13 protein-coding genes are annotated in these 14,170 nt (G+C 71.1%); 9 read left to right on the top strand and 4 right to left on the bottom strand.

Annotation, left to right across the window (positions count from 1 at the left end; genetic code table 11):
* Positions 1-75 precede the first annotated feature (75 nt).
* The 5 genes from OHS57_RS04345 (at position 76) to OHS57_RS04325 (ending at position 6,053) form a co-directional block, all read left to right on the top strand.
* On the top strand, positions 76-1,329 hold the full coding sequence (locus OHS57_RS04345; protein ID WP_328581080.1) for an MFS transporter: 1,254 nt from the start codon (positions 76-78) through the stop codon (positions 1,327-1,329).
* A gap of 134 nt (positions 1,330-1,463) precedes the next feature.
* Positions 1,464-3,809, top strand: a complete 2,346-nt coding sequence (locus tag OHS57_RS04340; RefSeq protein ID WP_328581079.1) for an AbfB domain-containing protein — start codon at positions 1,464-1,466, stop codon at positions 3,807-3,809.
* A gap of 107 nt (positions 3,810-3,916) precedes the next feature.
* The gene (locus OHS57_RS04335; RefSeq protein ID WP_328581078.1) at positions 3,917-4,657 is read left to right on the top strand and encodes an SDR family NAD(P)-dependent oxidoreductase; all 741 of its coding nucleotides are present in this window, start codon (positions 3,917-3,919) and stop codon (positions 4,655-4,657) included.
* Positions 4,658-4,687: 30 nt separating this feature from the next.
* The gene (locus OHS57_RS04330) at positions 4,688-5,074 is read left to right on the top strand and encodes a serine hydrolase (RefSeq protein WP_328585001.1); all 387 of its coding nucleotides are present in this window, start codon (positions 4,688-4,690) and stop codon (positions 5,072-5,074) included.
* 145 nt (positions 5,075-5,219) lie between these two features.
* Positions 5,220-6,053 carry an undecaprenyl-diphosphate phosphatase gene (locus OHS57_RS04325; RefSeq protein ID WP_041998355.1) on the top strand — a complete coding sequence of 278 codons (834 nt, stop codon included), beginning with the start codon at positions 5,220-5,222 and terminating at the stop codon, positions 6,051-6,053.
* A 39-nt stretch (positions 6,054-6,092) separates the two neighbouring features.
* Here the strand turns inward: OHS57_RS04325 and OHS57_RS04320 are convergent, their stop codons facing one another.
* From OHS57_RS04320 to OHS57_RS04310, 3 genes are all read right to left on the bottom strand, one after another.
* Positions 6,093-6,464 carry an STAS domain-containing protein gene (locus OHS57_RS04320; protein ID WP_042000395.1) on the bottom strand — a complete coding sequence of 124 codons (372 nt, stop codon included), beginning with the start codon at positions 6,462-6,464 and terminating at the stop codon, positions 6,093-6,095.
* A gap of 90 nt (positions 6,465-6,554) precedes the next feature.
* Positions 6,555-7,343: an SDR family NAD(P)-dependent oxidoreductase gene (locus OHS57_RS04315; RefSeq protein WP_328581077.1), complete on the bottom strand. Its 789-nt coding sequence runs from the start codon at positions 7,341-7,343 to the stop codon at positions 6,555-6,557.
* 121 nt (positions 7,344-7,464) lie between these two features.
* On the bottom strand, positions 7,465-8,436 hold the full coding sequence (locus tag OHS57_RS04310) for a helix-turn-helix domain-containing protein (RefSeq protein ID WP_328585000.1): 972 nt from the start codon (positions 8,434-8,436) through the stop codon (positions 7,465-7,467).
* A 315-nt stretch (positions 8,437-8,751) separates the two neighbouring features.
* Between OHS57_RS04310 and OHS57_RS04305 the strand changes: the two genes are divergently transcribed.
* From OHS57_RS04305 to OHS57_RS04290, 4 genes are all read left to right on the top strand, one after another.
* A complete protein-coding gene (locus tag OHS57_RS04305; RefSeq protein WP_328581076.1) occupies positions 8,752-10,059 on the top strand; it encodes an alpha/beta fold hydrolase in 1,308 nt (435 codons plus the stop codon).
* Between the two features lie 209 nt (positions 10,060-10,268).
* On the top strand, positions 10,269-10,751 hold the full coding sequence (locus tag OHS57_RS04300) for a helix-turn-helix domain-containing protein (protein ID WP_107070245.1): 483 nt from the start codon (positions 10,269-10,271) through the stop codon (positions 10,749-10,751).
* A 58-nt stretch (positions 10,752-10,809) separates the two neighbouring features.
* The gene (locus tag OHS57_RS04295; protein ID WP_328581075.1) at positions 10,810-11,361 is read left to right on the top strand and encodes a ParH-like protein; all 552 of its coding nucleotides are present in this window, start codon (positions 10,810-10,812) and stop codon (positions 11,359-11,361) included.
* Positions 11,354-12,559 (top strand): MAB_1171c family putative transporter, encoded by a 1,206-nt coding sequence (locus OHS57_RS04290; protein WP_328581074.1) that lies wholly within the window; start codon positions 11,354-11,356, stop codon positions 12,557-12,559. The genes OHS57_RS04295 and OHS57_RS04290 overlap by 8 nt, the downstream gene beginning before the upstream one ends.
* A 10-nt stretch (positions 12,560-12,569) precedes the next feature.
* On the opposite strand, the gene OHS57_RS04285 is transcribed toward OHS57_RS04290, so the two are convergent.
* Positions 12,570-14,162 (bottom strand): purple acid phosphatase family protein, encoded by a 1,593-nt coding sequence (locus OHS57_RS04285; protein WP_328581073.1) that lies wholly within the window; start codon positions 14,160-14,162, stop codon positions 12,570-12,572.
* Positions 14,163-14,170: the final 8 nt, after the last annotated feature.

Genomic DNA, 14,170 nt, shown 5'->3' with positions numbered 1-14,170 from the left:
GTCTAGTATCTCGGCTGAGCAGACAGACCGGTCTACTCATCGCGTCTCGCCGATGACGGACGAAGGACTCGCACCATGACGGATCTCGCAGTGCTCGCCGAACCGGCCGTCGACACCCAGGCGCGCCGGCCGCTACGCGACCGCCGGCTGCCCCCGACCGCCGCGCTGCTCCTGCTGGCGTCGATCACCGTGTCGTTCCTCGCGGGCTCCAGCGCCCCGACCCCGCTCTACGCGGTCTACCAGGGGGAGTGGGGCTTCACCCCGATCACCACCACCGTGGTGTTCGGCGTCTACGCGCTCGCCGTGCTGGCCGGGCTGCTGACCCTCGGCAAGCTCTCCGACCATGTCGGCAGGCGCCCGGTGCTGCTGGCCGCGCTCGCCGTACAGGCCGTGTCCATGGTCGTGTTCGCCACCGCCGAAGGGGTCCCGGCCCTGCTCGTCGCCCGGATCGTCCAGGGCATCTCCACCGGCGCCGCGCTCGGCGCGATAGGCGCCGGAATGATGGACATCAACCGGCCGCGCGGCACGGTCGCCAACGCCGTCGCGCCCGGGGTGGGCACGGCCACCGGTGCGCTCGTCTCCGGCGTCGTCGTCCAGTACCTGCCGGCGCCCACGCACCTGATCTATCTGGCCCTGCTGGCCCTCTTCGCGCTCCAGGCGGTCGGTGTCCTGCTGATGACCGAGACGGTCACCCGCAAGCGTGGCGCGCTGTCCTCGCTGGTCCCCGAGATCAAGCTGCCCCGCGCGGTGCGCCGCCCCGTACTCGTCGCGGCGCCCGTGCTGTTCGCGGTCTGGGCCCTCGCCGGTCTGTACGGATCGCTCGGCCCGGCGCTCGCCCGGGATCTGGTGGGCTCCTCGTCCTTCGTCTTCGGCGGCCTCGGCCTGTTCGTTCTCGCCGGCGTCGCCGTCGTCTCCGTACTGGCCCTGCGCGGACTCGCCCCCCGCACGCTGATGCTGACCAGCGTCGCCACGCTGAGCGCGGGCATGGCCGTCACCCTTGTCTCCCTCGCCGAGGGCTCGGCCGCCGGCTTCTTCCTCGGCACGGCCATCGCCGGTGTCGGCTTCGGCAGCGGCTTCCAGGGCGGTATCCGCATGGTCATGCCGCTGACCGAGCCGCACGAGAGTTCCGGGGTGCTCTCGCTCCTGTACGTCGTGTCGTACCTGGGCATGGGCGGGCCCGCGGTCCTCGCCGGGTTCCTCGTCGTCCACGCGGGCGGGCTGCTCACGACGGCGCGGGAGTACGGCATCGCGGTGATCGTCCTCGCCGGGATCGCGCTCCTCGGCCTGCTGCGCGGGGGCCGGGCGCCCGCGCTCGCCGCCCGGCGTTGACAAAGCATTCATGAAGCACTGACAAAGATTCGACAAGCCGCTGCCCACACCTCGTACGACGCGGGGTATGGACAGCGGCTTGACCGCGTGCTGTCATACGGCGAACCGGGTTTCCAACGTTGGAAGGTTCTCTGATGACCATCGCGCGCGGGACCGCACGCCTCCCATGGCCAAGACAACTGACCGCACTGGCAGGGCTGTTGGCGCTCATCGCCACCGCCCTCATCGGCATCGGTTCGGCGCCGGCGCAAGCCGCGGCATGGACGCCCAAACCGGCCCCCATGACCACCCCGTGGACCGCCCAGGTCCCGGTGGACCATCCGCTGCCCGAGTATCCGAGGCCGCAGCTCACCCGGCCCGACTGGGCCAATCTCAACGGCATCTGGGACTTCGCCGTCACCGGCCGTGACGCCGGCCAGCCGGCCACGTTCAGCGAGCAGATCCGGGTCCCCTTCGTCGCCGAGTCCGCGCTCTCCGGCATCCAGCGCAAGATCACCGAGAACGACAAGCTCTGGTACAAGCGCACCTTCACCGTCCCCGCCGACTGGCACGGCCGCCATGTCGTCCTCAACTTCGGCGCCTCCGACTGGCAGACCACCGTCTGGGTCAACGGACAGCAGGTGGGCGCCCACAAGGGCGGCTACGACGCGTTCAGTTACGACATCACCGCGCAGTTGACGGGCGGCGCCAACACCCTCGTCGTCTCCGTCTACGACCCGACCCAGACCGGCGGCCAGGCCGTCGGCAAGCAGCGGATCAACGACGTGCGGCCACACAGCGGCGGCGGGATCTTCTACACGGCCGCCTCCGGCATCTGGCAGACCGTCTGGCTGGAGCCCGTCGCGGCGGCGCACATCACCCGGCTCGACATGACCCCGAACCTCGCCGACAGCACGCTGCGGGTGAAGGTCCAGGGCACCGGCCCCGGCGGTCAGCAGGCCAAGGTGACCGTCTCCACCGGCGGCAAGGTCGTCGGCACGGCCACCGGCGCCGTCGGCGCCGAACTCTCCGTACCCGTCGCGAACCCGCACCTCTGGACCCCCGACGACCCGTTCCTCTACGACGTGCGCGCCGACCTGAGCAGCGGGGCGACGACCTTCGACTCCGTCGGCGGCTACACCGGCATGCGCTCCATCGCCGTGGCGAAGGTCGGCGGCGTCCTGCGCCCGGTGCTCAACGGCAAGTTCGTCTTCCAGACCGGCACGCTCGACCAGGGGTACTGGCCGGACGGCATCTACACGGCGCCCACCGACGACGCGCTCAAGTACGACCTCCAGGCGCACAAAGATCTCGGCTTCAACATGGTCCGCAAGCACATCAAGGTCGAACCGCAGCGCTGGTTCTACTGGGCGGACAAACTCGGGCTGCTCGTCTGGCAGGACATGCCGGCCATGGACACCGGCAAGTCCCCGGACAGCGCGGCGCGCACGCAGTGGGAGAGCGAGTTCCACGCGATCATCGACCAGCACCGCAGCTCGCCCGCGCTGATCCAGTACGTCGACCAGAACGAAGGTTGGGGCCAGTACGACCAGGCCCGGATCGCCAACGACGTGAAGGCGTACGACCCTTCGCGCCTCGTCGACAACATGAGCGGCGTCAACTGCTGCGGAGCGGTCGACGGCGGCAACGGCGATGTGGTCGACGACCACGTGTACGTCGGTCCCGGCACGACCGTACCCACCGCCACCAGGGCCGCCGTGCTCGGCGAGTTCGGCGGACTCGGCCTCAAGGTCCCGGGCCACGAGTGGTTCCCCGGCGGCGGGTTCAGCTACGAGGACCAGCCGAACGCGGCCGCGCTCGACAACCGGTTCGTGGGGCTCATCGACACGCTCAGGCTCAGCAGGCTGCCGGCCGGGCTCTCCGCCTCGGTGTACACCGAGATCACCGACGTCGAGAACGAGTCGAACGGGCTGCTCACCTACGACCGGCAGGTCGTCAAGGTCGACAAGGCCCGGGTGAAGGCCGCCAACGAGGCCCTGATCAGGGCGTCCCAGAACCCGCCACCGCCGGTGACCGTGCCCACGGGCCAGTACAAGTCCCTGCGGGTCACCACGCCCGGGTACACCGACAAGTATCTGCGCCACCAGGAAGGGCTGGCCTTCACGACGGTCGTCAACGGCGCGAGCGACGCCCTGCTGAAGAACGACGCCACCTGGAAGATCGTCCCGGGTCTCGCCGGCACCGGCTGCTACTCGTTCGAGTCACGCAACTACCCCGGCGAGTACCTGCGGCACCGGGACTTCCGGGTCCACCGCGATCCCAGCGACGGTTCCGGGCTGTTCAAGGCGGACGCCACCTGGTGCGCCGTCGCGGGCGCCGGCGGGGTGCGGTTCGAGGCGTCCGGCTTCCCCGGCAGCTATCTGCGGCACATCAACTCGGAGGTGTGGCTGGCGACCGCGGGCGGCAGCCATGCCTGGGACAACCCGGCGTCGTTCGAGGCCGACACCACCTGGTCGGTGGACGCCCCCTGGGCGCCATGACCGACCCTGACCAGCCCTGACCTGGACGGCTGACGCGCACGGCTGACGGATCTCCTTCGGCGGGCCTATGATCGATGATCGATCAACAGCCCGTCGGAGGAGCAGCCATGTCCCGCCCCGTCACCGTCGTCACCGGAGGCAGCCGTGGCATCGGCGCCGCCACCTGCGTCCGGCTCGCGACCGAAGGACACGACCTCGCCCTCGGCTACGTCAGCGACGAGGAGGCCGCCGAGCGGACGGCGAACGCCGTGCGCGCCGCGGGCGCCCGCTGTGTCACCGTACGGGTCGACGTCTCCGTCGAGGCGGAGGTTGAGCGGCTGTTCGACACGGCCGTCGAACAGCTCGGCACGGTCACAGGACTGGTCAACAACGCGGCCGTGACCGGACCGCTCGGCCGCCTCGCCGACACCTCGACCGAGGTGCTGCGCCGGGTCGTCGACGTCAACCTGCTCGGGCTGCTGCTCTGCTCACGCCGCGCGGCCAGGGACATGACGGCCGCCGGATCCGGCGCCATCGTCAACGTCTCCTCGGGGGCGGCCACCCTCGGCAGCCCGGGGGAGTACGTGCACTACGCGGCCACGAAGGCGGCGGTGGACGCGCTGACCGTCGGACTCTCCAAGGAACTCGGCCCCGACGGGGTGCGGGTCAACGCCGTCGCTCCCGGACTCACCCGCACCGACATGCACGCCACGATGGGCGACCCGGACCGCCCGGCGAAGATGGCCCCGAACGTGCCGCTGCGCCGGGCCGCCGAACCGGCCGAGATCGCCGCCGCCATCGCCTGGCTGCTGTCGCCCGACGCCTCGTACGTCACGGGTACGGTCCTGCGGGCCGCAGGCGGCCGATGAGTTTCCGCCGCACTCGGCAACCGCACCGACATCCTCGCCGCCGACATCCCGGCGGGCGGCAAGACCTCGGCCCGCGCCGTCGCGCGGATGTACGCGGCGCTGCTGGGCGACGTCCCGGGCGTCCGGCTGATCGCGCCGGACCGGCTGCCGGAGGTGGCGGGAGTCGCCGCGAGCGGCATCGACCAGGTCTTCGGCAACCCGTCGTCCTGGGCGCTGGGTTACGCGGTGTGGCTGCCGGGAGCCACGTCCGGCGCCGCCACGACCGCGTTCGGTATGGCCGGCGCGGGCGGGAGTTACGCGTACGGCGACTCGGCGACCGGCATCGCCTTCGCGCTGACCAAGAACCGGCTCACCCCGGACTTCGCCGCCGTGGAGGAGATCAACGGCATCGTGCTCGACGCGCTCGGCAAGCGCTGAACTGCCGCTGTGGGGAGGGCGGGTGGACGTACGGCCGATGCGCGGGCGGCTGGTGTGTGTACCGGGCACCCGCCTGGAGGGGCCGCCGAGGGCTCGGGCATGATGATGACCTTCTTCCCTTCGGCATCGTCCAGAACTGGATCCCATGAGCGTGATCAGCGTCGGCCAGGCCATCATCCTCGGAGCCGTCGAGGGGGTGACGGAGTTCCTGCCGGTCTCGTCCACGGGCCATCTGAAGATCGCCGAAGGGCTGATGGGCATCCCGGTCGACGACGACTCGGTCGTCGGCTTCTCCGCCGTCATCCAGGTGGGTGCGATCGCGGCCGTGCTCGTCTACTTCTTCAAGGACATCGTGCGGATCGTCGGCGCCTGGTTCCGGGGCCTGGCACACCGCGAGGAACGGCAGGACCACGACTACAAGTTCGCCTGGTGGGTCATCTACGCGACGATCCCGATCGTCATCGTCGGCCTGGCGGCCAAACCGCTGATCGAGGGGCCGCTGGCGTCGCTTTGGGTGGTGGCGGCGTCGCTGATCGTCGGCAGCGGGGTGATGTGGGCGGCCGACCAGATGGGCCGGCACAAGCGGAGCGAGGCGGACACGACCTTCAAGGACGCGATGCTGGTGGGCAGTTCGCAGATCCTCGCCCTGCTGTTCCCCGGGTTCTCCCGCTCGGGCGCGACGATGTCCACCGCGCTCGTCCTCGACCTGGACCGGGTGGCGGCCACCCGGCTCTCCTTCTTCCTCGGCATCCCTGCCCTGACCGGGGCGGGACTGTACGAGCTGAAGGACGCGCTCGGCGCGGGCGTGGGCGCGGCGCCGCTCGCCGCCGGCACCGTCGTCTCGTTCGTGATCGCCTACGGCTCGATCGCCTGGCTGCTGAAGTTCGTGGCCAAGCACTCCTTCAACGCCTTCGTGATCTACCGCATCGTGATCGGGCTGCTGCTGTTCGGCCTCCTCGGCGCCGGCGCCCTCGACTGACGGGCCGCTGCTGGCGGGCCGCGACGGACGAGCGCCGCGTCACCCGTCGATGGCCTCGGACACGTCGCCGTAGATGTTCAGTATCTGATCGGCGCCGGTGACGCAGAGGAGTCTGCGCAGCTGTTCCGGGGGCGCCACGATCCGTAGTTGGGTCGACTGATGGGCGCGCAGCAGCAGATTGAGGAAGCTGGAGTCACCGAACGTGACACCGCTGGTGTCGAGGATGATCACCGGATGGCCTGCGGCCTCCGCCAGCGCTTCCTCCACGGGGCCGAGGGTGTCGGTGTCGAGGTCACCGCGCGCTGCGATGACCCAGGTGTCCTCCAGGGCGTACTGGGCACTGAGAGCATCCGTGGGTCGTCGGCTGGGGACGCCGGAATCGTCGTTCTCCGGCGTGCGAGGTCTGGGCACACCGAAAGTATGCCCGTACGGGACGGACAATGCGCCCCCGGCTCGGCATATTCATAGCTTGTCGCCCGCCAGGCGTCCGGCCGGTCCGGGTCAGAGCGTGGTGATCATGCCGCCGTCGATGACGAAGTCGGCTCCCGTCGTGTTGGCGGCCCGGTCGCCGGCCAGCCATACGACGAGATCCGCGACCTCCTCGGGGCGGGTGAACCGGCCCGTCACCATGGCGCCCGCCGCCTCTTCGGCGACCGCGGCGGGATCCTGCCCCGACGCGCGCGCCACCGTGGCGGCGACGCCGCTGCCGCCGAGCCAGAGCGCCGTGGCCACCGGACCGGGGCTCACGGTGTTGACGCGGATGCCGCGCGGCCCGAACTCCTTCGACAGCGACTTGCAGAAGTTCGTCAGGGCGCCCTTGGCCGCGCTGTAGTCGACGACCTGCGGATCGGGCAGGAAGGCGTTGACGGAGCTGACCGTCACGATGTTCCCCGCGCCCCGCTCCAGCAGGAGCGGAAGGGCGGCCCGCGTCATCCGTACGGCGGTCATCAGGGTGGTCGTCAGCGACTGCTCCCAGTCGTCGTCGGTGACCGTCAGGAAGCCGCCCGTGCGGACGTGCGCGGCGCCGACGTTGTTCACCAGGACGTCCAGACCGCCGTGGAGCCGCTCCGCCCGCTCGACGAGTTCGGCGGGGCCGGAGGCCGACGTCAGATCCACCGCCACGGCATCGACGTCCGCGTCCTGCGTCAGCTGCCGCAACTCGTCGGTGACCGTGCGGGAACCGGCGACGACCCGGGCCCCCTCGGCGACGAGGGCGCGCGTCACGGCGAGCCCGATGCCGCGCCCCGCTCCGGTGACGACGGCGGTTCTGCCCGTGAGTCCCATGTCCATGGCGATCGGACCCTTCTGCTTCGCCCGACGGCCGCTCCGACGGATCACCGGTGCGCCAGGGGCGCCCGTCGTGACAGTAGCGCCGGGGGCCCGGCCGGGCCACGAATCAGGAGGGGGCGTGTCAGGCGCCGAGGCCGAGCGACTGCTGGCGGTAGTCGCGGGGCGGTACGCCGTAGGCCGCGCAGAAGGCCCGGCTGAAGACGGCGTGGTGGGTGAAGCCCCAGCGCGCGGCGATCCGGTGGACGGGCACCGCGTACTGGGCGGGGTCGGAGAGGTCGCGGCGGGCGTGTTCCAGGCGCTGGTGGCGTATCCAGCCCGAGACGGTGAGGTCCTGGTCCCGGAAGAGACCGTGCAGATGGCTGGTCGATATGTGGTGCGCGGCCGCGACCATGCCGGGGGTCAGCTCGGGGTCGGACAGCTGCGCCCGGATGAACGCCTGCACGCGCAGCGTGAGCGCCCTGCGGTGGCTCTCCGCCGGCACGGCGTCCTGCGCGTCGAGGTGGTGCGCCAGCGTCGCGGTGAACAGGTCGACCAGTACGGTCTCCAGGCGCGGCCCGTCGGCGTCCGTGAACGAGGCGGCGTCGTCCACCAGACGGCCGAGGAGCCCCGCCAGCAGCGATCCGACGCCATCCCTCGCGGACAGCCGTCTGGTCAGCAGCCTGGCGACGTCCCCCTCCGGCAACGGGACGAGCGCCTTGGGGATTTCGAGCCCCACTCCGCGCAGCGGACCGTCCGGTACGTCGCAGTCGAACGGCAGTGAGGTGTCGATGAAGTACATCTGGTCGGCGCGGTGCACGGCGGTCCTGTCGTCCTGCGCGATGGCGACGGCGCCCTGGAACGGCAGGGACAGATGGTAGAGCTCCGGATCGGACTGCCGGATCAGCCGGGGTGTCCGCCGCCAGCGCAGCGGCTGCATCTGCCCCGGCCAGACGGAGACGGCGCCGAGCTGGATGAGCCGTGACTCGGCCTTGAACTCGCTGTCGTAGGCGCTGGTCATGTCGGTCGGGCACATCAGCTTCGCCATGCAGTCGCGCCAGTAGTCGAACCTGTCCGCGGCGGCCACGTCGTCGGTACGGAACACCGTCTCGATCATCGCCACGGCCCCACTGTCGTCGGTTCTGTTCGTTCGGCGTACATATTTGCACGGCTCACCGACAGTCGGGTGGTGCCGTCAACTCCCGAGCGGTCGTTCGGTGTCCGTGCCGATCCGGCCGGCCGTACGACGGCCCCGCGCCGGCCGTGCGACGGCCCCGCCACTGCCCCCCTGTTTCGGACGTCCCGCAGCCGTGGGAGAGAGTGGGCCCCTGGGCCGTGCCGGCTCCGTCGCAGGTGAGAGCGGTGTTCGGCCCAGGACCGCGGCGCAACCGCCGCGGTACGCGGGCTACGAAGGTCGGAAGGTGACCCAGGAATGATCATTGCCGAGTACACGCTGCCGGGGATCCATGTGCGCGACCACCGGGCAGAGGTGCCGCTCGACTGGTCCGACGATCGGAGCCCGGCCCTCTCCGTCTTCGCCAGGGAACTCGTCGACCCCGGCCGCAGGACGGAGGAGCTGCCCTGTCTGGTGTATCTGCAGGGCGGCCCCGGCGGCAAGGCGCCCCGGCCGGTCGGCCGCCCCGGCGACGGCTGGCTCGGGCAGGCACTGAAGACACACCGGGTGATCCTGCTCGACCAGCGCGGCACCGGCCGCAGCACACCGCTCGACGGCGCCGTGATGGAGTCCTTCGGCTCGGCGTGCGAGGCCGCCGACCACCTCTGCCACTTCCGGGCCGACTCGATCGTCAAGGACGCCGAGCATCTGCGGAAGACCATCTTCGGCGCCACGCCCTGGACCACACTCGGTCAGAGCTACGGCGGATTCCTCACCCTCACCTACCTCTCGCAGGCGCCCGAGGGGCTGAGCGCGTGCCTGGTCACCGGCGGTCTGGCGTCCGTCACACCCGACGCCACCGAGGTGTACCGCCGCACCTATCCCCGTACGGAGGCCAAGAACCGGCTCTTCCAGCGCCGCTACCCGCACGACACCGCCGTGGTGGCCCGGGTCGCCGACCGTGTGGCGGCGGGGGACGTGACACTGCCCGACGGTGACGTGCTGACCGTACGGCGCCTGCAGACGCTCGGGCTCGACTTCGGCATGAAGCCCGGCTTCGAGCGGATGCACTGGCTGTTCGACGAGGCGTTCGCCGACGAATCGGCGCAGCGGCTCTCGGCGGCGTTCCTGAGCGAGGTGGGGAACCGCACCGCGTTCGCCGGCAATCCGCTCTTCGCCGTCATGCAGGAGTCGATCTACGCGAGCGGCGCGAACGGCCCGACGGCGTGGGCCGCCGAACGGGAGCGGGCGAACCACCCGGGCTTCGCCGAGGACGCCAGGCCGCTGCTGTTCACCGGCGAGATGATGTACCCCTGGATGTTCGAGGAGATCCGCGCGCTGCGCCCCTTCGGCCCCGCCGTGGACCTGCTGGCGGCCCGTGAGGAGTGGTCGCAGCTGTACGACCTGAAGCGGCTCGCCGCCAACGAGGTCCCCGTCGCGGCGGCGGTCTACTTCGACGACATGTACGTCGACTCCGGACTCCAGCTGGAGACGGCGGCGGCGGTGGGCGGCCTGCGGACGTGGGTGACCAACGAGTACGAGCACGACGGCCTCGCCGCCGACGGCCGGGTCTTCGGACACCTGGCCCAAATCCTGCGGGACGCGGGGGAGTTCCCGACGTCGTAGTCGGTCCCGGCGGGCGGGTGGAAATGTGCAGGACCTCGCCGTTTTCGTGCAACGTGTTTTCTCCCCGCCCCCGGTGCGACGACACGAGCCCCCGGTGGAGTTGCCACGGGACAAGCGCTGCGGATATCGCTTCGGCCGGTGCCAGCTAGGATGAACGCGGGCACGCGCGCGTCCCAACTGGGCTGAGTCGGCACGGAAGGAGGCGGACGATGAGCGACCTCCGATCCGACCCCCCGTCCGATCCCGCGTCCGGTTCCGGCACCCGTCCCGGTTCCGGTTCGGCGGCGACGCTGGCCGGGAAGATCGACGCGCTGTTCCGCGTCGTCCGCCGGTCCAACCGCGAGCAGTACAGTCACGAAGAGGTCGCGCGCGCCTGCCGCGAAGCGACGGGTGAGAGCTTCTCCGCCACCTACCTCTGGCAGTTGCGCACCGGGCGCAGGGACAATCCCACCAAGCGCCATCTGGAGGCGCTGGCCCAGTTCTTCGAGGTCCCCGTCGCCTACTTCTTCGACGGTGAGCAGGGCGCCGCCGTCGCCAGGGAACTGGAACTGCTCGGCGCGCTGCGCGACGCGGGGGTGCGCAGCGTGGCCCTGCGTGCCGTCAACCTCTCGCCCGAGGGCGTCGGCACGATCAGCGACATGATCGATGTGCTCGCCCGCAGGCAGCGCGACGCCCCCGGCGGCGGCTCCTGACGTAATCGGACTCTTCGGTGAAACCTCGCGGGGCCGGCAGGCGGAAGAGGGACGGCGTGTGAGAAATGACCGTCACAGTGGACTGTGGCAACGATGTCAGCGAACCGTCGAAGGGCTGGCCCTGCCGAGCCCGTTCGACGCCGAGACCTTCATCGGGATGCTCGCGAGCGCCCGCGGCCGGCCGATCGAACTGATCCCGGTCTCCGCACGGCCGCACACCCCGTGCGGGCTGCTGGTCACCACCGACAGCGCCGACTGCATCCTCTACACCACGGACACGACCGTCCTGCACCAGCAGCACATCCTGCTGCACGAGGCCGCCCATGTGATCTGCGGCCATCACGAGACCGCCCCCGCGGTGTCCGCCGCAGCGCGGCTCCTGCTGCCCAACCTGCCGCCGTCACTGGTCCAGCGGGTGCTCGGGCGCAGCGTCTACTCCGAACCCCAGGAGCGGGAGGCCGAGTTGGTCGCCTCGCTGATCCTGACCCGGGCCCGCAAGCAGGACCGGGCGGCCCCCGCGGCGCCGGCCGGGCGCGACCAGCAGCACTCGCGGGTGCGGCGGCTGTTCGGCGCGCCGGAGGTCCGCGCTCCGGGATGCGCCGATGACTGATCTCATCTCCGTCCTCGCCGCCGCGGTCTTTCTGGTCTTCGGGGTCGACCGGCTCGTCAGGAGCCGTGCGGCGGAGGCCGATCCGGCGCAGCGCTATCTGGCGGGCCTGGCCGGGTGCATGGGGACGGCCATGCTCTTCAACGCCCCCGCCGTCGTGGGCACCCTGTCGGGCGAGGCCGGGCTCGACACGCCGGTCCTGCTGATCACCCATGAACTCAAGACGGCCGGGCTCGGGTTCCTCGTCCTGGTCGGTCTCGCGGTGAAGTCGCCGCCGCCGGGGCCGCGTTCGGTGCGCCGCCAGATCGCGCTCAACGGCGCGGTGCTGATCGCCTCGGCCGCGCTGTTCGGCGTCGCCGACATCGCCATGGTGGACGACGAGCTGACCGTCCCCGACGGTCACCGGTGGGCACTGGCCGGGTACAACGTGCTCTTCGCGTTCTACGGATGCTGGTGCCTGCTCGTCCTCACCCGTGAACTGGCCCGCCACGCACGGCGGATGAGCCCGGGACCGCTGCGGGCGGGGCTGCGGCTGATGGTGCTCTCCGCGGTGTTCGGCGCCGTGTGGACGCTCTGGGCGCTGGCCGACGTACCCGCCGATCTGCGGGAGGGCCGCCAAGGGGTGGGGGAGGACGCGGTGTCGGCGTCGCTCTCCGTCATCACAGCCGTCCTTGCCACGGCCGGTGCCTCGGCGTCGCTCCTGGAAGGGCCGCTGGGCACCCCGGTCCGGCGGCTGCGCGCCTTCCGCCGGTTCCGGGCGCTCGAACCGCTGTGGTCGGCGCTGCACGCGCAACTGCCGCAGATCGCCCTCGACGAGTCGGCCGCCGCCCGCCGACCCGGCCTGCGCGGCGCCGAGTTCGCGCTCTACCGCCGGGTGATCGAGATCCGCGACGGCTACCTCGCGCTGCGCCCCTACTTCGACGCGGGCGTGCCCGGCTGGACCTCGCAGACCGCGGACCTGGCCAGGGACCGCAGGGCGGTGCTGGAGGCCGCGATGATCGCGGCGGCCCTGGAGAACCTGCGGGCGGGCCAGCGCCAGGACGGCGTCCGCCGTGAGCGGGACGCCGTCCATGTGCCGTCGGTCGTCGTGGGCACGGTCGAGTCGGAGTCGGAGTGGCTGGTCGGCGTCTGCGCCGCCTTCACCTCGTCCCCGGTGGTGGCCGGGGTCCGCAGCCGGGTCCGCTCGGCCCGCGCGGGCTGACGCGCCGTCGTCAGCGGTGGCCGTCGGACCGCTTGCGGTGCAGCGTGAACTTCTCGAACACCGACAGGTCGCCGTTGGGCTTGTTGACGTTGTAGTACGTCACATGCATCCGGGTGGTGTCACCCGCGTGCCGTCCCGGGTCGACGGTGAACGCGGCGAAGCCGTACGGGTTCTCGGTGTCCCGCATGCCCGTCCAGACCGCCTGCTCCTTGACGTAGGTGGCGGTGCGCTTGCCGTTGGGACCCGGCGTCGCGGAAACCGCGGTGATCACCTTGCCCGTACCGTCCTTGAAGAACGACTGGTTGGTGGTGCCCGAAACACCGCCGCCGCCCAGGACCATGTGCACGGTGCCGTGGGAGGTGTCGATGTCGTCGGTGGCGTGCGAGACGGGGTTGGGCGTGAGGGTCTCGCTGCCGCGCACCACACCGCGGACGGCCAGCGACCGCTCGTAGTTGTGCTCGTGACCGCAGAGCACCAGGTCCACACCGTACTTGTCGAACAGCGGCCCGTACTTCTCTCGCAGCCCGAGGTCGGCGCCGTTCGCGTCGGTCGAGCTGACCATCACCTGGTGCATCGCGACGACGATCCAGTCGATGTCCCGCGAGGCCCGCGCCGCCGTCAGCTCCCTCTCCAGGAACCGCAGCTGCCGGCCGCCCGAGTAGCCGTTGACATAGACGTCGCCGCCGTCCTGGAGGGCGTTGTCGTCGTTCTGGAGCACGATCACCCGCACCGAGCCCGCCGTGAACGCGTACCAGAGACGGGCCAGTTCGGCGTCGGTCTCGGTGGACGGCAGGTCGAAGTACGTCTGGTAGGCACCGAGGCCGAGCGGCCCGTTGGCGCTCTCGATCTCGTGGTTGCCCGCGGCCGGCATCCACGGCCGGAACCGCGCCGAACGGCTGTTGTTGGTGAAGAAGTTGTTCCAGGTGCGCACCCGGTCGACGTCGAGGTTCGCGTAGCAGAGGTCGCCGTTGAGCAGGTGGAACAGCGGGGCGACCTGCTCGATGCCGGTGACGATGTCCTTCGTCGCCGGGGTCGAGTTGGCGTCGAGCGCGACGGTGCCGTCGGCGGCCCAGGTCACCTGCGGCGCCGACTGGTCACCGAAACTGGTGAAGGTGAGCGGCTGACGGCCGCGCGGCGCGGTCGTGAACATGCCGCTGTCGGGCGCCGCGCCCTCGTGCGACACGAGATAGACGTAGTCGGTGCCGGGGCTCAGCCGGGAGAGCGCCGCGTGGTGGACGTACACGACACGGCCGGACTTGCCGTCGGTGTAGGTGCGGGTCCGCGCCTCGGCGGTGGAGCCGAGCCCGTGCTCCAGCGTTCCGTAGAGCACCCGGGGCTTCTTCACGGGACCGTCGGTCAGCCAGGAGACGACCATCTGGCGGCCGGGATCGGCGCCGAAGGTCAGATGCAGCCCCTGTACGGGCGAGGCGCCGCCCGTGTCCGGCGACGGATGGAAGGCGGCGGAGCCGAACCGGGTGTCGGCCTCGGCCGGTGCGGCGCCCAGCAGTGGGGTGGCGGCGGCGACAGCGCCGGCCGCCCCGACCATACCCAGTGCGTGACGGCGCGTCAGCTTGCCGGACTCGTCGCTGTCGTTCGATACCATCGTGGTCC

Origin of the sequence: Streptomyces sp. NBC_00370, from assembly GCF_036084755.1 — a bacterium.
In the GTDB taxonomy this organism is placed as follows: Bacteria; Actinomycetota; Actinomycetes; order Streptomycetales; family Streptomycetaceae; genus Streptomyces.
The sequence above is the reverse complement of the archived record's forward strand: the minus strand, read 5'-3'. Positions and strand labels throughout refer to the sequence as shown.

Bases quoted from the DNA above. Each gene is read 5' to 3' on its own strand.
- OHS57_RS04345 (WP_328581080.1), top strand. From the start codon at position 76: ATGACGGATCTCGCAGTGCTCGCCGAACCGGCCGTCGACACCCAGGCG.
- OHS57_RS04340 (WP_328581079.1), top strand. From the start codon at position 1,464: ATGACCATCGCGCGCGGGACCGCACGCCTCCCATGGCCAAGACAACTG.
- OHS57_RS04335 (WP_328581078.1), top strand. From the start codon at position 3,917: ATGTCCCGCCCCGTCACCGTCGTCACCGGAGGCAGCCGTGGCATCGGC.
- OHS57_RS04325 (WP_041998355.1), top strand. From the start codon at position 5,220: ATGAGCGTGATCAGCGTCGGCCAGGCCATCATCCTCGGAGCCGTCGAG.
- OHS57_RS04315 (WP_328581077.1), bottom strand. From the start codon at position 7,343: ATGGACATGGGACTCACGGGCAGAACCGCCGTCGTCACCGGAGCGGGG.
- OHS57_RS04310 (WP_328585000.1), bottom strand. From the start codon at position 8,436: ATGATCGAGACGGTGTTCCGTACCGACGACGTGGCCGCCGCGGACAGG.
- OHS57_RS04305 (WP_328581076.1), top strand. From the start codon at position 8,752: ATGATCATTGCCGAGTACACGCTGCCGGGGATCCATGTGCGCGACCAC.
- OHS57_RS04300 (WP_107070245.1), top strand. From the start codon at position 10,269: ATGAGCGACCTCCGATCCGACCCCCCGTCCGATCCCGCGTCCGGTTCC.
- OHS57_RS04290 (WP_328581074.1), top strand. From the start codon at position 11,354: ATGACTGATCTCATCTCCGTCCTCGCCGCCGCGGTCTTTCTGGTCTTC.
- OHS57_RS04285 (WP_328581073.1), bottom strand. From the start codon at position 14,162: ATGGTATCGAACGACAGCGACGAGTCCGGCAAGCTGACGCGCCGTCAC.